This window comes from Loktanella sp. 3ANDIMAR09 (assembly GCF_001420005.1).
GTDB lineage: Bacteria > Pseudomonadota > Alphaproteobacteria > Rhodobacterales > Rhodobacteraceae > Loktanella.
On sequence record NZ_LJAK01000005.1, the window covers coordinates 90,454 to 107,937 of the forward strand.

The 17,484-nt window shown below is 63.2% G+C and carries 21 protein-coding genes; 4 read left to right on the top strand and 17 right to left on the bottom strand.

From position 1 onward, the window contains the following. Positions 1–26 precede the first annotated feature (26 nt). The 13 genes from AN189_RS09380 to AN189_RS09440 form a co-directional block, all read right to left on the bottom strand. Positions 27–368 carry a hypothetical protein gene (locus tag AN189_RS09380; protein ID WP_056034562.1) on the bottom strand — a complete coding sequence of 114 codons (342 nt, stop codon included), beginning with the start codon at positions 366–368 and terminating at the stop codon, positions 27–29. Next, positions 365–691 carry a hypothetical protein gene (locus AN189_RS09385; RefSeq protein ID WP_157057437.1) on the bottom strand — a complete coding sequence of 109 codons (327 nt, stop codon included), beginning with the start codon at positions 689–691 and terminating at the stop codon, positions 365–367. The genes AN189_RS09380 and AN189_RS09385 overlap by 4 nt, the downstream gene beginning before the upstream one ends. Next, positions 688–1,926 (bottom strand): NADH-quinone oxidoreductase subunit D, encoded by a 1,239-nt coding sequence (locus tag AN189_RS09390; RefSeq protein ID WP_056034569.1) that lies wholly within the window; start codon positions 1,924–1,926, stop codon positions 688–690. Before AN189_RS09390 ends, AN189_RS09385 begins: the two co-directional genes overlap by 4 nt. Then, positions 1,923–2,558 (bottom strand): NADH-quinone oxidoreductase subunit C, encoded by a 636-nt coding sequence (locus AN189_RS09395; protein ID WP_056034574.1) that lies wholly within the window; start codon positions 2,556–2,558, stop codon positions 1,923–1,925. Before AN189_RS09395 ends, AN189_RS09390 begins: the two co-directional genes overlap by 4 nt. After that, entirely contained in the window at positions 2,555–3,025 is a 471-nt protein-coding gene (locus tag AN189_RS09400) for a hypothetical protein (protein WP_056034576.1), read from the bottom strand. Before AN189_RS09400 ends, AN189_RS09395 begins: the two co-directional genes overlap by 4 nt. Then, positions 3,025–3,558, bottom strand: a complete 534-nt coding sequence (locus AN189_RS09405) for an NADH-quinone oxidoreductase subunit B family protein (RefSeq protein ID WP_056034579.1) — start codon at positions 3,556–3,558, stop codon at positions 3,025–3,027. The genes AN189_RS09400 and AN189_RS09405 overlap by 1 nt, the downstream gene beginning before the upstream one ends. Positions 3,559–3,680: 122 nt before the next feature. Beyond that, on the bottom strand, positions 3,681–4,046 hold the full coding sequence (locus tag AN189_RS09410) for an NADH-quinone oxidoreductase subunit A (RefSeq protein WP_056034582.1): 366 nt from the start codon (positions 4,044–4,046) through the stop codon (positions 3,681–3,683). Between the two features lie 120 nt (positions 4,047–4,166). Continuing rightward, positions 4,167–4,823, bottom strand: a complete 657-nt coding sequence (locus tag AN189_RS09415; protein WP_056034585.1) for a glutathione S-transferase family protein — start codon at positions 4,821–4,823, stop codon at positions 4,167–4,169. Continuing rightward, positions 4,820–6,742, bottom strand: coding sequence for a biotin carboxylase N-terminal domain-containing protein (locus tag AN189_RS09420; protein ID WP_056034588.1), 1,923 nt, complete (start codon positions 6,740–6,742; stop codon positions 4,820–4,822). Before AN189_RS09420 ends, AN189_RS09415 begins: the two co-directional genes overlap by 4 nt. 3 nt (positions 6,743–6,745) lie before the next feature. Further along, positions 6,746–8,305 (bottom strand): carboxyl transferase domain-containing protein, encoded by a 1,560-nt coding sequence (locus tag AN189_RS09425; protein WP_056034592.1) that lies wholly within the window; start codon positions 8,303–8,305, stop codon positions 6,746–6,748. Then, a complete protein-coding gene (locus AN189_RS09430; protein ID WP_056034595.1) occupies positions 8,302–8,805 on the bottom strand; it encodes a lysozyme inhibitor LprI family protein in 504 nt (167 codons plus the stop codon). The genes AN189_RS09425 and AN189_RS09430 overlap by 4 nt, the downstream gene beginning before the upstream one ends. Beyond that, positions 8,802–9,089, bottom strand: coding sequence for a hypothetical protein (locus tag AN189_RS09435; protein WP_056034598.1), 288 nt, complete (start codon positions 9,087–9,089; stop codon positions 8,802–8,804). Before AN189_RS09435 ends, AN189_RS09430 begins: the two co-directional genes overlap by 4 nt. Next, entirely contained in the window at positions 9,086–10,249 is a 1,164-nt protein-coding gene (locus AN189_RS09440; protein ID WP_056034600.1) for an isovaleryl-CoA dehydrogenase, read from the bottom strand. The genes AN189_RS09435 and AN189_RS09440 overlap by 4 nt, the downstream gene beginning before the upstream one ends. A 100-nt stretch (positions 10,250–10,349) precedes the next feature. Between AN189_RS09440 and AN189_RS09445 the strand changes: the two genes are divergently transcribed. Then, positions 10,350–10,805, top strand: a complete 456-nt coding sequence (locus AN189_RS09445) for a CreA family protein (RefSeq protein WP_056034604.1) — start codon at positions 10,350–10,352, stop codon at positions 10,803–10,805. Positions 10,806–10,959: 154 nt separating this feature from the next. Here AN189_RS09445 and AN189_RS09450 read toward each other — a convergent pair whose 3' ends face one another. Then, complete coding sequence (locus tag AN189_RS09450) at positions 10,960–11,685, bottom strand: YafY family protein (RefSeq protein ID WP_056034611.1); 726 nt, start codon at positions 11,683–11,685, stop codon at positions 10,960–10,962. 87 nt (positions 11,686–11,772) lie between these two features. Here AN189_RS09450 and AN189_RS09455 point away from each other — a divergent pair, with 87 nt between their 5' ends. Next, positions 11,773–12,168, top strand: coding sequence for a RidA family protein (locus AN189_RS09455; protein WP_056034614.1), 396 nt, complete (start codon positions 11,773–11,775; stop codon positions 12,166–12,168). A gap of 89 nt (positions 12,169–12,257) precedes the next feature. Here AN189_RS09455 and AN189_RS09460 read toward each other — a convergent pair whose 3' ends face one another. Together AN189_RS09460 and AN189_RS09465 are read right to left on the bottom strand one after the other, a co-directional pair. After that, positions 12,258–12,833, bottom strand: coding sequence for a hypothetical protein (locus AN189_RS09460; protein ID WP_056034618.1), 576 nt, complete (start codon positions 12,831–12,833; stop codon positions 12,258–12,260). A 41-nt stretch (positions 12,834–12,874) separates the two neighbouring features. Continuing rightward, positions 12,875–13,546 carry an HAD-IA family hydrolase gene (locus tag AN189_RS09465; protein ID WP_056034621.1) on the bottom strand — a complete coding sequence of 224 codons (672 nt, stop codon included), beginning with the start codon at positions 13,544–13,546 and terminating at the stop codon, positions 12,875–12,877. 121 nt (positions 13,547–13,667) lie between these two features. Here AN189_RS09465 and glmU point away from each other — a divergent pair, with 121 nt between their 5' ends. Together glmU and glmS are read left to right on the top strand one after the other, a co-directional pair. Continuing rightward, positions 13,668–15,020 carry a bifunctional UDP-N-acetylglucosamine diphosphorylase/glucosamine-1-phosphate N-acetyltransferase GlmU gene (glmU, locus tag AN189_RS09470; RefSeq protein WP_056034624.1) on the top strand — a complete coding sequence of 451 codons (1,353 nt, stop codon included), beginning with the start codon at positions 13,668–13,670 and terminating at the stop codon, positions 15,018–15,020. A 1-nt stretch (position 15,021) separates the two neighbouring features. Then, positions 15,022–16,845, top strand: coding sequence for a glutamine--fructose-6-phosphate transaminase (isomerizing) (glmS, locus tag AN189_RS09475; RefSeq protein WP_056034627.1), 1,824 nt, complete (start codon positions 15,022–15,024; stop codon positions 16,843–16,845). Positions 16,846–16,921: 76 nt separating this feature from the next. On the opposite strand, the gene AN189_RS09480 is transcribed toward glmS, so the two are convergent. Next, the gene (locus AN189_RS09480; RefSeq protein WP_253279591.1) at positions 16,922–17,401 is read right to left on the bottom strand and encodes a D-galactarate dehydratase; all 480 of its coding nucleotides are present in this window, start codon (positions 17,399–17,401) and stop codon (positions 16,922–16,924) included. Positions 17,402–17,484 lie beyond the last annotated feature (83 nt).

Below are 17,484 nucleotides of genomic sequence, written 5' to 3' on the forward strand. Positions count from 1 at the left end.
TTTCAGGCAGATCGTCAGAGGTCGGATCAAATGCAGCGGTCGCTTACCACACGAATGGAACTGTCACCAGAGACCTCGACCCGGCCCTCGCTTTCGAGTTGCGGGATAAGCGATCCCAGCTCTGCCTGGCTGATCGTGGCGTCATTCAGAACGGCACCCGCGTTGGCGGTGGTCAGCTCGCAGCCATTGGCCTCGATCCCCTGCACCAGACGTTCCTTTGCGGTCAGCAACGCGGGCTGCTCGATCGTGGGCGGCGGGGCCACGCGGTCCATCGGATCAGCCGGCATGTTGTTGCCCAAACGCGGGATGCCCGGCGAACAGGCGGCGACGGCGGCCAATGCGCCGACAATGATGATGCGGTTCATCATGATGCACAAAACTCCGGTGCGATGGTCAGGACGCCGGCACCCTGATCATAGGTTGCCTGACCGTTGTTGGTCATCGCGCTCAGCGCATTGCTGACCCGGCGCGAGGTGGTGATGTTGCGTTCGACAAATGCATCGGACCATGTGGCCCGGTCCATGACGCAGCCCGGCGCGCTGAGCGTGCCCAGATCGCGCGCAAGTTCAGGAAATCCGCCACTGCCCACCTGCGAGAACGACACATCGGAATACCGCGTATCGACACCGGCCACGGTCGCACCGCAGGCTGTCATAACCATCAGGGCAGCAAGGCTAACTAATTTGTTCATCTGTCAATCTCCCCGAAAACGACGTCCATCGTGCCGATAATCGCGGCGACGTCGGCCAGTTGGTGCCCCTTGGCGACGTGATCCATCGCTTGCAGGTGCAGGTAACCCGGCGCGCGCAGTTTGGCGCGGTAGGGTTTGTTGGTGCCATCGGCCACCAGATACACGCCGAATTCGCCCTTGGGGGCCTCGACCGCGGCATAGACTTCGCCTGCGGGGACGTGGAACCCTTCGGTATAGAGCTTGAAGTGGTGGATCAGGCTTTCCATGTCGGTTTTCATCTGACTACGTGTTGGCGGGGTCATTTTACCACGTGCCATCACGTCGCCCTTTTCCACGCGCAGCTTTTCGCAGGCCTGACGCATGATGTGGATCGACTGGCGCATCTCTTCCATCCGGCAGAGGTAGCGGTCATAGCAATCGCCATTCTTGCCCACCGGGATCTGGAATTCGAATTCGTCGTAGCATTCATAGGGCTGCGCACGCCGCAAATCCCACGCAAGGCCAGATCCGCGCGCCATCACGCCCGAGAAACCCCATTCCTGAATTTCCTGTTCGGTGACGATGCCAATGTCGGCGTTACGCTGCTTGAAAATCCGGTTTTCCGTCAGCAGCCCGTCGATATCGTCCAGCACGCGCGGGAAATCCTGACACCATGTGTCGATATCCTCGATCAACTGGTCGGGCAGGTCCTGATGCACACCGCCGGGGCGGAAGTAATTGGCGTGCAGACGCGCACCGCAGGCGCGTTCATAGAACACCATCAGTTTTTCGCGTTCCTCGAATCCCCACAGCGGCGGGGTCAGCGCGCCGACGTCCATCGCCTGTGTGGTCACGTTCAGAAGATGCGACAGGATACGGCCGATTTCGGAATACAGCACGCGGATCAACTGCGCCCGGCGCGGCACCTCGGTCTTGGTCAGCCGTTCGATCGCCAGACACCACGCGTGTTCCTGGTTCATCGGACTGACGTAATCCAGCCGGTCGAAATACGGCAGGTTCTGCAGGTAGGTGCGGCTTTCCATCAGCTTTTCGGTGCCACGGTGCAGCAAGCCGATATGCGGGTCGCAGCGTTCGACGATCTCGCCGTCCAGTTCCAGCACCAGACGCAACACGCCGTGGGCCGCAGGGTGCTGCGGACCAAAGTTGATGTTGAAGTTGCGGATCTGCTGTTCACCCGTGCGCGCGTCCGTGGACCCGTCGTCGTAGGTGTTTACACGAATATCACCGTCCATCATTTTGCGGCCTCCTTGGCCTTTTCATCGCCCGGGATGATGTATTCCGCCCCCTCCCAGGGGGACATGAAATCAAACTGGCGGTATTCCTGCACGAGGCTCACGGGTTCGTAGACGACGCGCTTTTGCTTTTCGTCGTAACGTACCTCGGTGTAACCGGTGGTCGGGAAATCCTTGCGCAGCGGATGGCCGCGGAAACCGTAATCGGTCAGCAGGCGCCGCAGATCGGGATGACCCGAAAACAGGATGCCGAACATGTCGAACACTTCGCGTTCGAACCAGTTGGCACTGGGATGCACGGAAATGATCGACGGCACCATGTCCTCTTCGCGGATGTCGACCTTCAGCCGGATCCGCTGGTTCTGATACATCGACAGCAAATGATAGACGACCTCGAACCGCTTGGGCCGCTGGGGATGATCCACGGCCGTGATATCGACAAGTGTCGAAAACTTGCACGCCGGATCGTTTTTCAGAAACTCGACAAAGCCCACGATGTTTGCCACCGCGACCTTGATCGTCAGTTCACCAAAGGCCACGTCCCAGGACAACACGCAATCATTGCGTTTCAGTTCCAGGTGCTGGCCCAGTTCGCTCAGGGCTTGGGTCTGCGCGCTTGCAGGTGTCTGGCTCATGATAGGTTGCACTCCATCGCGGATGTGAGGTTTGTCCAGCCGCCGCCCATGACACGGACGTCGTTGACGTATTGATTGCCCTGCGCGTCCGCCACGTCGATCGTGACAGCGGTCAATGTCCCGCGGTCAGGCGACACCGGCGGCGCGGGGGCGTAGAAACTGAAATCGCGGCTTTCGCCGGGTGCAATCGCATCGGGGATATACGATCCGATGGCGTCGCTCAGGACGGTTTCGCCTGCGACACTGAAACCCCAGCCGATGCGGATGCCGTTGATGGGCCAGTCCAGATCGTTCCTGACAGTGACCGCGATACGATGCGTTCCTGCTTCGGTCTGCACCAGCGCCGCGTTCTGCAACGGCACCTGTGCGGCCAGACAGGCCCGCCGGGCGTCATGCGCGGCACTGGCCTGCACTGCCACCGGCATCAGCGACACGGTGGTCGCGGACAGGATGGCCGCACGCAGCATCAGCGAACGATTGTTCCGGTGCGGCGGATCTTGCGCTGCAATTGCAGGATACCATACAGCAGCGCCTCTGCCGTCGGCGGGCAGCCCGGCACATAGATATCGACCGGCACGATGCGGTCGCATCCGCGCACCACGGAATAGCTGTAGTGATAATAGCCGCCGCCATTCGCACAGGACCCCATCGAGATCACATAGCGGGGTTCGGGCATCTGGTCATAGACCTTGCGCAGCGCGGGGGCCATCTTGTTGGTCAAAGTGCCGGCCACGATCATCAGGTCGGACTGTCTTGGGGATGCGCGCGGCGCTGTACCGAACCGTTCCAGATCGTAGCGCGGCATCGAGGTGTGCATCATCTCGACCGCGCAGCAGGCCAGACCGAATGTCATCCAGTGCAGCGATCCGGTGCGCGCCCAGTTGATCATGTCCGCCGTCGAGGTCACGAGGAACCCCTTGTCGGTCAATTCCTTGTTCAGGGCCTGTGTGCCGACCTCGCGGTCGAAACCCGCATCGTTAACACCTGTCGCGATACCCATGGTCGCTCACTCCTGCCAGTAAGATCGTGCTGGGCACCCTCGCCCGTCATCCTTGGACCTATGACCAGCGCTGTCAGAGGTCAAGGCGACACCCTGTCCTGCACCGGTCACTTGGGCCGGGATCACTCCCAGTCCAGCGCGCCCTTTTTCCATTCGTAGGCGAAACCGGCGGTCAGCACCGCAAGGAACACCATCATCGACCAGAACGCCGTCATCGAGATATCCTGAAACGCCACCGCCCAGGGAAACAGGAACGCCACCTCGAGGTCGAAGATGATGAACAGGATCGACACAAGGTAGAACCGCACGTCGAATTTCATCCGTGCGTCGTCAAAGGCATTGAACCCGCATTCGTAGGCCGACACCTTTTCGGGGTCCGGGTTGCGCACGGCAACAACGGCAGCGGCCAGCATCAGGATCAGACCCAATGCAATGGCAAGACCCAGAAAGATCATGATCGGCAAATATTCGGACAGCAGAAATTCCATTGCGGAACGCCCCTTTGGCTTGCGGGCCACTGGCCCGGTTGGTTGGCAAGGGTTTAGTCGGCTGCCGGGACAGGGTCAACTGCACCCGCCGCGCAAATTCCATGCAGACCGCAACACGGCCTAGTTGTTCGGCAGTGGCCAAGGGGCGTAGAAATCCTGCGGATAAAACAGATCGGCGTCCTTCATCGCCACGGCCCAGGCAGGCCGCTGCGACAATCGGTCGATCCAGCCTGCCACACGGGGAAAAGGATCTAGTCGCACGAATTTCTGCCCCATGCCCACGGCCTGTGCCACACCGATATCGGCGGCGGAAAACGTGCCCAGCATGTAATCATCCTGCGCCAGAACGTCCTCCAGCACGCCGATGGTCTTGGCCAGGCGCTTTGATTCCAGCTGCATGATGATCGGGCTGCGCATGTGATCCTCGCGCAGCATCAGGTGCTGCTGGGTCAGATTTGCGCAGTGCTGGCTGATCGTTTCGGCGTAATGCACCCATTGCAGCCATTGCGCCCGCTGCGCATGCCCCGCGGGGCGGCCAAGGCTGTCGGGCGAAAACCGTTCGCACAATACCTCGGCGATGGCCCCGCTCTCGAACAAGGCAACACCGTCGATTTCCAGCGCAGGCACACGGCCTGCGGGATTCAGCGACAGGTAGCCCGGTTCGCGCAGGCTCTTGTCCAGCGTGTAGTTCACCAGCGCATAGTCCACGCCCAGCTCTTCCAGCAGCCACAGGGACCGGACAGACCGCGTGCCGGGGCTGTGATGCAGACGGATCATGACGGTTCCAGTGTGATCAGAGTGGCCTTGGCCTTGACCTGATCGCCGGGGGCTGCGGTCACGCTGGCCACGACCCCGTCACGCGGCGCGCGCAACACATGTTCCATCTTCATCGCCTCAAGGACGGCCATCCGCGCGCCCTCCTGGACACTGTCACCGACCGCCACGGCGACCGATTGCACCAGACCCGGCATGGGTGCCAATACGGCGTCGCCGCCCGCCCCCGCACCCTGACGCGCCAGCGGATCGGGATGATCAAAGGTCACGGGATCACGACCAAAGACGGTAATCTGCCGTGCGTGAACCGCGACCTGCGGCATGCGCATACCGTCACAGGTCCAACCCTCCGCGACCCGCCGCAGCATCACCGCCTCGCCCGCGACCTCTGCCGCGATCCCGTCGCGCTGAACGGTCAGCGCGACCTGCACATCGGCCTCGGCCAGCCGCAGGGTCACCAGATGGCGCAGGGGCTGCCAAAGCGTGAAACCGCCGTGTGGCACAGCCACATGCAGACCCGCCGCATGAACGGCAGCCAGTGCCGTATAGGCAGCCGTCGGCACAACCGCCGCCGTCAGGTCATCGTGCCGACCAATCAACCCGGTATCGACACGCCCTGCCACGAAATCCTGCTGCGCCGCCAGCCGCTGCAAAAACCCCAGGTTCGTCATGCAACCCGCGACCTGCGTGTCGGCCAGCGCCCGCGACAACCGGCCCAATGCGGTCGCCCGGTCGGGGCCGTGACAGGTCACTTTGGCGATCATCGGATCATACCAGGGCGAAATCTCTGACCCTGCCGCGACCCCGCTGTCGATCCGGGCACCAGCGGGGAACTGCAAATGATCCAGCGTGCCTGTGGCGGGTAGGAAACCCGCAGGCACATCCTCTGCGTACAATCGCGCCTCGAAGGCATGGCCGGTTATGGTCAGATCCTCCTGCGCACAAGGCAGCGGCGCCCCCGCCGCCACGCGCAACTGCCAATCGACCAGATCCACCCCGGTGATCGCCTCTGTCACGGGGTGTTCGACCTGCAACCGCGTGTTCATTTCCATGAACCAGAACCCATCCGGGCGCAGCCCGCCTGCCCCGTCCACGATGAATTCCACCGTGCCGGCACCGGCGTAGCCGATCGCGCGGGCTGCAGCCACCGCCGCATCGCCCATCGCAGCGCGCACCTGGGCGGTCATGTCGGGGGCGGGTGCCTCCTCGATGACCTTCTGGTGGCGGCGTTGCAGCGAACAGTCGCGCTCAAACAGATGCACCGCATCCTTGCCGTCACCAAAGACCTGAACCTCGATATGGCGCGGCTGCTGGATGTATTTCTCGATCAAGACCCGCGCGTTGCCGAATGCCGTGCGCGCCTCGGCCTGCGCGCTGGCCAGCGCCTCGGCGAAATCGCCCGGGCTTTCGACCAGTCGCATCCCCTTGCCGCCGCCGCCTGCGACCGCCTTGATCAGCACCGGATAGCCGATGTCAGCCGCCTGCCCGGCCAGATGATCCGCGTCCTGATTGTCGCCCTGATAGCCCGGCACGACCGGCACACCTGCGTCGGCCATCAGGGTCTTGGCCGCGTCCTTGAGCCCCATCTTGCGGATCGCATCGGCGCTGGGACCGATGAATACCAGCCCCGCATCCACCACCGCATCCACGAAATCGGGGTTTTCCGACAGGAAACCATAGCCCGGATGGATCGCCTGCGCGCCCGTATCCCGTGCCGCCGCGATGATCTGATCACCGCGCAGATAGCTGTCGGCCACGGGTGCAGGCCCCAGCCGCACGGCGCTATCGGCCATGCGCACATGCAGCGCGTCCGCGTCGGCGTCGGAATAGACAGCCACCGTTTCGACACCCAGCGCACGCGCCGTGCGCATGATCCGGCAGGCAATTTCGCCCCGGTTGGCGATCAGGATACGGGTGAACATGGCTTACATCCTGAACACGCCGAAACGTGTCTCCTCTACAGGCGCATTGCAGCTGGCAGCCAGCGAAAGCGCCAGCACGGCGCGGCTGTCGCGCGGGTCGATCACACCGTCGTCCCACAGCCGGGCCGAAGCATACAGAGGGTGCGACTGCCGCGCGAACTGGTCGATCGTCGGCTGTTTGAAGGCGGTCTCTTCTTCTGCGGACCACGCCTCGCCGCGCCGTTCCTTGGCGTCACGTGTCACGGTCGCCAGCACACCCGCCGCCTGTTCGCCGCCCATGACGGCGGTGCGCGATGTGGGCCAGGTCCACATGAAATCAGGCGAATAGGCACGCCCCGCCATGCCATAGTTGCCCGCGCCATAGCTGCCGCCCACCACAAGCGTGATCTTTGGCACGCGGGTTGTGGCGACAGCCGTGACCATCTTGGCACCGTGGCGCGCGATCCCCTCGTTTTCATACTGCTGACCCACCATGAACCCGGTGATGTTTTGCAGGAAAATCAGCGGGATCTTGCGCTGGCTGCACAGTTCGACGAAATGGGCACCCTTTTGCGCGGCCTCGGAAAACAGCACCCCGTTGTTGGCGACAATCCCGCAGGGCCAACCGTCGATATGGGCAAAGCCCGTGACCAGCGTGTCCCCGAACCGCGCCTTGAATTCATCAAAGTCGGACCCGTCCACGATGCGGCGAATGACCTCTCGGATGTCATAAGGCGTGCGCAAATCAGCGGGCACCACGTCGAACAGCGTCGCGGGGTCCTCAATGGGTGGACGGGGTGCGATCCTCTGAACCGTGCCGTGATTACCCAGCGCGCAGGAGGCGACCGCCTGCCGTGCCAATGCCAGCGCATGGGCGTCATCCTCTGCCAGATAATCGGCCACACCGGACAGGCGCGTGTGCACGTCGCCGCCGCCCAGATCCTCGGCGCTGACGACCTCGCCTGTCGCGGCCTTGACCAGTGGCGGACCAGCCAGAAAAATCGTCCCCTGATCGCGCACGATGATCGACACATCGGCCATCGCGGGCACATAGGCCCCACCCGCCGTGCAGGACCCCATCACCACGGCAATCTGCGGTATCCCCGCCGCCGACATATTCGCCTGATTATAGAAAATACGGCCAAAGTGGTCGCGGTCGGGAAACACCTCGTCCTGTTGCGGCAGGTTCGCCCCGCCACTGTCCACGAGGTAGACGCAAGGAAGACGGCAGGCGGCCGCGATTTCCTGCGCGCGCAGATGCTTTTTCACGCTGATCGGGAAATAGGTGCCGCCCTTTACGGTGGCATCGTTGCACACGACCATGACCTGCTGCCCATGCACCCGCCCCACGCCCGCGATCACACCCGCACCGGGGGCAGCATCGTCATACATCCCGTGCGCCGCTGTCGCCCCGATTTCCAGAAACGGTGCACCGGGATCCAGCAGTCCGGCGACCCGGTCGCGCGGCAGCATCTTGCCCCGGCTGACATGGCGTTCGCGCGACCGCGCCCCGCCGCCCGCCACTGCGTGCTGAGCTGCCTGCGCCACCAGCGCCAGCGCCTCTTCGTGTGCCTGTCGTGTCATTGTAGCCCGTCCATGCCATCGCGCAGCACAAAGGTCTGTTCTGCCGTCAAACCCATCAGGCACTGGATCGTGGCCGGTCCACCGCCTGTCCCGCCGCCCCATTTCGCCCGTTCGAAGTCGCACCGCGCATCGCGGTAGCCGATCCAAGCGCGTTGCATATCGCGCAGCGCATCGGATTGGACGGGCAGATTCATCCCCTCGGATGCGGCGAATGCATCGCTTTCGGTGTAGATTACCATCAATGCGGCATAGGCCTCGTTCAGGGCGTCATCCCAGAATTGCCGTTCCCGGTCCAAGCAGCCGCCCATGCCCACGGTCGTATCACCGCCGGGCGTGTCGACCATGCAGGCACCGGCAGAGGCACCGACACACCCCAGACGGTCCAGCCCGGTGACGGTGGCCAGACAGGACTGCGTCGCCTGATCGGAATAGACCAGATCCTGCGCGGATGCAGCCGTGGCCCCCGACAGCGCCACAGCGCAGATGGAGAAAAATCTCATGCGTCGGGTCCTTTGGCATCGCGGATCAGTCCGCCACGGGGTCCTGCGGGATAGACAAAACTGTCGCCCCCCGAATGCGTGCAGATCACGGTCAGGCGCACTTCGCCCACACCCGGCGTCGCCAGACAATCGGTCATGGCCGCCCCCGCCGGAGCCTCTGACACATAGCGGGCCGCATAGCGTGTGATGATATCCGTCTCGGTCACCGGCTGGCCCAGCTGGAATCCAACGTATCCCATCGCAAGCGTCAGGGCCGCCACGGGCAGGAACAGCAACCTGTTCACCCCATCGCCTTCATCAATTCGCGCCCGACCAGCATCCGGCGAATCTCGGACGTGCCGGCGCCGATCTCCATCAGCTTGGCATCGCGGAACAGGCGGGCCACAGGGGCATCGGCCATAAAGCCGGCCCCTCCCATCGCCTGCACGGCCTGATGCGCCTGCACCATCGCCTGTTCAGAGGCATAAAGACAGCAGGCCGCCGCGTCCTGCCGCGTGACGGTGCCACGGTCACAGGCGCGCGCGACCTCATAGACATAGGCGCGGGCCGAATTCATCGCCGTGTACATATCCGCGATCTTGCCCTGCATCAGCTGGAACGACCCGATGGGCTGTCCGAACTGCTTGCGCTGCGCGAGATAGGGCATGATTTCATCCAGACAGGCGGCCATGATGCCCAGCCCGATCCCCGCCAGCACAACGCGCTCGTAATCCAGCCCCGACATCAACACGGCCACGCCGCGCCCTTCTTCGCCGACCACGTTGTCGAACGGCACCTGCACATCATCGAACACCAGCTCGGCCGTGTTCGATCCGCGCATCCCCAGCTTGTCGAAATGCGCGCTGGTGCTGAAACCGGTCATGTCCTTTTCAATGAGGAACGCCGTGATGCCCTTGGACCCTGCGTCCTTGTCGGTCTTGGCATAAACCAGCAGCGTATCGGCGTCAGGGCCGTTGGTGATCCAGTATTTCGTGCCGTTCAGACGGTAATGATCGTTCCGCTTTTCCGCGCTCAGCGTCATCGACACCACGTCAGACCCCGACCCCGCCTCGCTCATCGCCAATGCGCCGACGTGTTCGCCGCTCACCAGCTTGGGCAGGTATTTCGCCCGCTGCGCGTCGGTCCCGTTCAGCTTGATCTGGTTCACGCACAGGTTGGAATGCGCACCATAGGACAGGCTGACCGAGGCACTGGCCCGCGCGATTTCCTCGATCGCGACCGTATGCGCGAGGTAAGACATGCCCGCCCCGCCGTATTCCTCTGATACCGTGACACCCAACAGGCCCAGATCACCCATTTCGCGCCACAGCGCGGATGGAAAGGCGTTGTCACGGTCAATGTCGGCGGCCATCGGTTTGACACGGGTCTGCGCCCAGTCGTGCACCATGTCACGCAGGGCGTTCACATCCTCGCCCAGATCAAAAGTCATCGACGCGTTGAACATGGCTTGTCCCTTTATTGAACACTTGTTCAATTCCTAATCCAGCGCCCCCACTCCGGTCAAGCGCCTTGCCCTTTTCACCCTGCACCATATGTCGCACCTCATGAAACATATTCTCACCGCCGCCCTGCTCACCCTGCCCGCAACCGCCCATGCAGAAGAAGTCGGCAAGGTCGGCGTCGACTGGGTCGGCAACGACATCATCATTGAGGCGCTGACCGACCCCGAGGTGCAGGGCGTCACCTGCCACCTGGCCTATTTCGAACGGTCAATCATCGACCGGCTGTCCAACGGCAACTGGTTCGAGGACCCGTCCAACGCGTCCATCGCCTGTCGCCAGACCGGCCCCATCGTGATCGGTGACATCGACCGCAGCGACGACGGCGAAAACGTTTTCCGCGAACGCCAGTCGGTGCTGCTGAAATCCCTGCGCGTCAAACGCATCTTTGACGAGGCGAACAACACCCTGATCTACCTCGCCCACGCGACAGAGCTGACCCAGGGGTCCGCCAAAATGTCGATCTCGACCGTGCCGCTGTATGTGCCGGTGGCCGAGTAAGTGTCCGGCTTCTTTCCATGCATATGACATCAGCGTCATTGCGGTAATCTCAGTCGCGCGACAGCCTATGAACTGAAGCCAATCATTCGGGTCGCAGCGTATTGCCGGTTTGAACCCAATGTTGCGGATGCTGCACTTACCACGAATGACGACTTCAACGCTCCGGGTGCAGTGCGTTGTAAGGACAGACATCATCTTCGAATGGAACATGCCGACGGCGAAAGTTTGTATTCGGAACCGCTTCCGGGTCGCTGATCCTGTCCATGCGGAAATGGCGGAAGTCGTCGCGTGCAGGGTCCCAGCCGACAAGATACCATAGGGGTGGCAGGATCAGCATGGCTTGTGGTTCCACCTGCCGCTCGGTCTTGCGTCCTTTTGCATCTCTATAGTCGAACCTGATCAAGTGCCGGCCCAGAAACGCCGTCTCAAAGGCTCCAAGCAGGTCGGGGTCCATTGTCCCCATGTCCGACAAATCCTGCAAAGGTGACAGCTGGCCGATGTGCAGGCACTCCAAAAACGCGCGTAAGTCTTTCACCTTGTCCGACGGCAAGGCCTTTTCGATCTTGGCCAACCCCGCGTCGGCAAGTTCCGAGAAGGGTAAATTCCCGGCGGCTCGCATTGCCGCGACGCTGATCAGCAGCGCGAACACTTCGGGCACGGACAACTTGGCCCGGGTCTGCATCGACTGCGGGTCAAGCTGGAGCCCACCGCCGCGGCCGACGTCGGAATGGATCACATAGCCTTCGTCCCGCAGTGCGCCGATATCGCGCAAGACGGTCCGGCGGGAGGCACCAACCTCTTGGGCCAGTGCATCAACAGTGGATGTGCCGTTGCGGCGAAGGCTGCGCACGATGGCGTCATGTCTGAGTCTCGGGTTCATATCTCGACCCTATCACAAATAGTGACAATATTTGGCACTATTTCGTCCTACACCGATTCCAGCAAGTGAAAACAAGGAGATTGCGACATGGAACGGACGGCAGTGAACCCCTGGGACTGGTCGATCAAGCTGGGCTACAATCAGGCCGAGGTGATCGGCGGCGCGACGCGGCAGGTGATTTGCGCGGGGCAGACCTCAGTGGACGAAAACGGCGCCCCTCAGCATCCAGGCGATATGCGCGCACAGATCAGTCTGGCGCTCGACAATCTCGAAACCGTCCTGAAACGCGCAGGGATGGACCTGAGCAATGTGGTCAAGCTCGGGGTCTACGCAACAGATGTAGACGAGGCGCTGAAGAATTTCGACCTGATGGGCATGCGGTTCGGGCCCCATCAGGTTGCCCCGCCCATGACATTGTTGGGTGTGACACGTCTCGCCATTCCCGGATTGCTGTTCGAGATTGAAGCGACTGCAGCGGCCTGACGCACGCCAAAGCGGCCATTGGAGGAACAAGTGCCAATGGCCGCCTTGTCTCGCTCAGCGGACGAAGCTGCCCCCCTGGGACCCGCCCCTCACCGCCTCACCCCATACGGCCGCAAGTCCAGCTGTCTGAAATTCTCGCGCTCGTTTCTGGTCAGCGGATAGCGGCGCAGCAGCGCCTCGTGTTCACCGCGCACCCGTGCACCCCAGTCGCCGCGCAGATGATCCATCAAGCGGCAATGCGCATCGATCCATGTGCTGCGCGAATAGGTGTCGGTCCCCAATTGCGCGATCAGCCGGCCCGGCAACCACGCCCCGACCGGGGCAATCCAACCGGGCATGGTCATCTGGCGGGCCGCCTGTTCGCAGGCCATCGCAATGCGCTTGGTCTGCAGGCGCAGCAGTTGATACACGACCTCGTAGCCATCCATCGTCTCGCGGGACACTTCGGCCCCGTCGGCATCAATGACCAGCGTATAGGCCGGCCCGTTGCCCTCGACATGGGGGGTGCCGTCACCGCGCGGCACGGCGTCCAGCGTCCAGCCCTCATCGGGCTGTTGCAGCCGGGCCAGCATGGCGCGGACCTCTGCCTCGATCTCGGAACGCGTCATGCCACCCACCGCCAAGACCTTTGGCAGGACCGTTGCGCGACCGAGACGTTGAAACATTCCCCCATGGCGGCAGAGTGTTCCGGATATTCCGTGCAGCGTCAACGGCCTAACAGCTGCACCGCCACATCATCCAGTTCGGCGTAGCTGTGCAGCGCCACGTCATGCGCCATGTCCAGCACCCGCGCGCCTGCGGGACCAAAGGACACCAGAACGATGGGCACCCCCGCCGCACGTGCCGTATCGCGGTCGGTCTGGGTATCACCGATCAGAAAGGCGCGCGCCGCATCGCCACCCGCGCGCGCAACCGCCTCGAAAAACGGCGCGGGGTCCGGTTTGCTGACGGCCAAGGTATCAGCTGCCACTACCGCATCGAAATGGTCCTTTGCGTCCAGCGCATCCAGCAACAGATCCGTCAGATGGCCGGGTTTGTTGGTACAGATCGCAACACGAAAGCCCGCCGCACGCAGCCGCGAAATCGCATCCAGCGCACCGTCGTAGAAATAGGTATGACTGGCGATATCGCGCGCATAATGATCCAGCAGCGGCTGATACTGCGCGTCCACATCCGTCTCGTGGTCGCCCTCGCCCCTGATCCGCGCAAATCCCAGCCGCAACATCGCCCGCGCACCGCGCACCGCCGTGTCCCCGTCCGCCTCTGCCTTCAGGGGGGCTGGATGACCCAGATCAGCAAAGCAGGCATTCGCCGCCGCAATCAGATCACCGCTGGTATCGGCCAGCGTTCCATCCAGATCAAAAACCACACAGCGCATCGGCCACTCCTGTCATTTCGGCCATATTACCGACCGTAAAGCTTTGTGACAGTCGCCTGTCTTGTGCGCTCTGCCCTATCAGCTACAACGCGTCCAGTTTGAATTGGAGCGTAAAGTCCAGATGGCAACCGCATTGATCGTCCTCGCCGCCGGCAAAGGCACCCGCATGCAGTCCGACCTGCCAAAGGTGCTGCATCCCATCGGGGCGGCCCCCTTGCTGCTGCACGCGCTGTCGGCAGGTGGTGCACTGGACCCCGACCGCACCGTCGTGGTGGCCGGTCACGGTGCCGATCTGGTCGAAAAATCCGCCCTTGGCTTTGACGACCGCATCACGGTAGTGCGCCAGACCGAACAGCTGGGCACCGCCCACGCCGTGGCACAGGCACGCCCCGCGCTGGAAGGTTTCACCGGCGACGCGGTGGTGCTTTATGGTGACACGCCCTTTATCACGGGCGACACGCTCGCGGCGATGGTCGCCGCCCGCTCCGACCACGACATTGTCGTGCTGGGTTTTCGCGCCGCCGATCCCGGTCGCTACGGGCGGCTGGTCATGGACGGCGACGCGCTGTCGGCCATCGTCGAATTCAAGGACGCGGATGACGCCACGCGCGCCATCGACCTTTGCAATTCCGGCGTGATCGCCGCCGACGCGGACACGCTGTTTTCCCTGATCGACGCGGTGGGCAACGACAACGCCAGCGGCGAATATTACCTGACGGACATCGTGGGGCTGGCCCGCGCGCGCGGCCTGTCCGCCACCGTCGTGACCTGCGACGAATCCGAAACGCTGGGCATCAACACCCGCGCTGAACTGGCCGCAGCCGAAACCGCGTTTCAGGCCCGGATGCGCGCGCAGGCGCTGGCGGACGGTGTGACGATCCCTGCACCCGACACGGTCATTTTCGCCCATGATACCTATATCGGCGCTGACGCCCTGATCGAACCCTATGTCGTCTTTGCCCCCGGCGTGACGGTCGAGAGCGGTGCCACGATCCGCGCCTTTTCCCACCTTGAGGGCTGCCATGTCAGCCGTGGCGCCGTCGTCGGCCCCTACGCCCGCCTGCGCCCCGGTGCGGAACTGGCCGAAAACGCCAAGGTCGGCAATTTCACCGAAATCAAGAACGCCACACTGGCAGAGGGGGCCAAGGTCAATCACCTGTCCTACATCGGCGACGCGACCATCGGCGCGCGTGCCAACATCGGCGCAGGCACGATCACCTGCAACTACGACGGCGTGTTCAAATATCGCACCACCGTGGGCGACGACGCCTTTATCGGGTCGAACACCATGCTGGTCGCCCCCGTCACCGTCGGTGCCCGTGCGCTGACCGGCTCGGGCTCTGTCATCACGCAGGATGTGCAGGCCGAGGCGCTGGCAATCGCGCGCGCCCGTCAGGTCAACAAACCAGGCCTCGCGCAGCGGCTGATGGACAAACTCAAGGCCCTCAAGGCCGCCAAGACAAAGGACCACTGACATGTGCGGAATCATCGGCGTGCTGTCCAGGCACGAGGCCGCCCCCCTCCTCGTCGAAAGCCTCAAGCGGTTGGAATACCGCGGCTATGACAGCGCGGGTATCGCCACGATCAACGACGGCACACTCGAACGCCGCCGCGCGGTGGGCAAGCTGGTGAACCTTCAGGACCGGCTGGTGCATGAACCGCTGGCGGGCAAGGTCGGCATCGGCCACACCCGCTGGGCCACGCACGGCGTCCCGAACGAGGCGAACGCCCATCCGCACCGCGCTGCGGGCGTCGCCGTCGTCCACAACGGCATCATCGAGAATTTCCGCGAATTGCGGGCGTTTCTGGCCGAAAACGGCATCAGCTATTCCACCGACACAGATACCGAAACCATCGCGCTGCTGGCGCAATACTACCTCGACCTCGGCCACAGCCCGCGCGAGGCCGCCCGCGACACCATCGCCCGGCTCGAAGGCGCCTATGCGGTCTGCTTTCTGTTCGACGGTCAGGACGATTTGCTGATCGCCGCCCGCAAGGGCAGTCCGCTGGCTGTCGGCTACGGCGACGGCGAAAACTTCATCGGCTCGGACGCGATCGCGCTTGCGCCGATCACGGACCGCATCAGCTATCTGGATGAGGGCGACTGGGTCGTTCTGACCCGCACATCCGTCGACATCCGCAACGCCGCAGGCGAACAGGTCAGCCGCCCCATCCGCAAGATCGAAGGCGGAGCTGCCGCTACCGACAAGGGTGGCTACAAACACTTCATGGCCAAGGAAATCGCCGAACAGCCCACCGTGCTGCAAGGTGCATTGGCCAATTATATCGCACCCGACGCCGACGCGGTGACACTCCCCGATCCGGGCATCGACTTTACCCGCATCGAACGCCTCACGATGGTTGCCTGCGGCACGGCCTATTACGCCTGCATGGTCGCGAAATACTGGTTCGAACAGATCGCACGCCTGCCTGTCGAAATCGACGTCGCCTCCGAATTCCGCTACCGCGAACCGCCCGTCACACCCGGCACCGTGGCGCTGTTTGTCAGCCAGTCGGGGGAAACTGCCGATACGCTGGCGGCCCTGCGCTACATGGCCGGCAAGGCGGACAAGATCGTGTCGGTCGTCAATGTGGCAGAAAGCTCGATCGCCCGCGAAAGCGATCTGGCGCTCCCGATCCATGCAGGTGCCGAAATCGGCGTCGCCTCGACCAAGGCCTTTACCTGTCAGCTGACCACGCTTGCACTGCTGGCGCTCAAGGCTGCACACGACCGCGGTGAAATCGACGCCGCGACCCTGACCGCGCACCTGGGACAGTTGCGCCAACTGCCCGGCATCCTGAACACCGCCCTCGGGATCGAGGACGCGGCCCGCGCCATCGCCGCCGATCTGGCAGAGGCCCGCGACATCCTGTTTTTGGGCCGCGGGTCGATGTATCCCCTCGCCCACGAGGGCGCGCTGAAACTCAAGGAAATCAGCTACATCCACGCCGAAGCTTATGCCTCCGGCGAATTGAAACACGGCCCCATCGCCCTGGTCGACGCCCATGTTCCCGTGATCGTCATGGCACCGACCGACCCGCTGTTCGACAAGACCGTCAGCAACATGCAAGAGGTCATGGCCCGTGGCGGCAAGGTCCTGCTGATCACCGACGAACAAGGCGCAAAGATCGCCTCCGACGGCGTGTGGAAAACCCTGATCCTGCCGAAAATCGACCCGTTCCTCGCACCGATCCTCTACGCCATCCCGGCGCAACTGCTGGCCTACCACACCGCCATCGCCAAAGGCACCGACGTCGACCAACCCCGCAACCTCGCGAAATCAGTGACCGTCGAATAGTCTTCTTCTGGTCGGAAATATCCCGGGGTCTGGGGCAGCGCCCCAGGATCGGGCGGGCAGGCCCGCCCGGTCAGCCCTACCTGCGCGACACCGTCACTTCGGCGATTTCGGTCAGCGGGATTTCCAGCACCCGCATCGCGGGCAATGACATTTCGCTGCCGGATCCCACGACGCCGCCCGAGGGTCGCAGCTCTACGTTGGCCTCATTGCCCCCATAGGCCACGCGTCCTGGAGTCAGCTCGCTCACCAGCGGCGTTTTCAGCCAGATCCCCGGATCGGCAGGCGATCCAAGACTGACCAGCGTGGTGCCCAGGGCCGCGGCGGCCGGTGCCGTGACCGCCAGCGCCTCGGCCTTGTCCTCTGCCGTGGTCGTGTCGAAATCATCGACCGTCACGGCCGCCGCAGGCGGCGGCGGTGGCGGCGTGGGGTCCAGCGTGGCGGACGGGGCCACGGGCGCTGATGCAGCCGCCGGACCAGTGGCAGGGGCTGACGCGGGGACCATCATGGCCTCGCAGGCAGACAGGGCAAGGACGGGTATGAGGAATAAAGCTTTCATACCTTGCAAGATACGTCATGCCGCCCGCGTGACAAGGCCAAGTGCACTGCTTGCGCGCAGCGCCGCCGGCCCTTAGGCTCGCC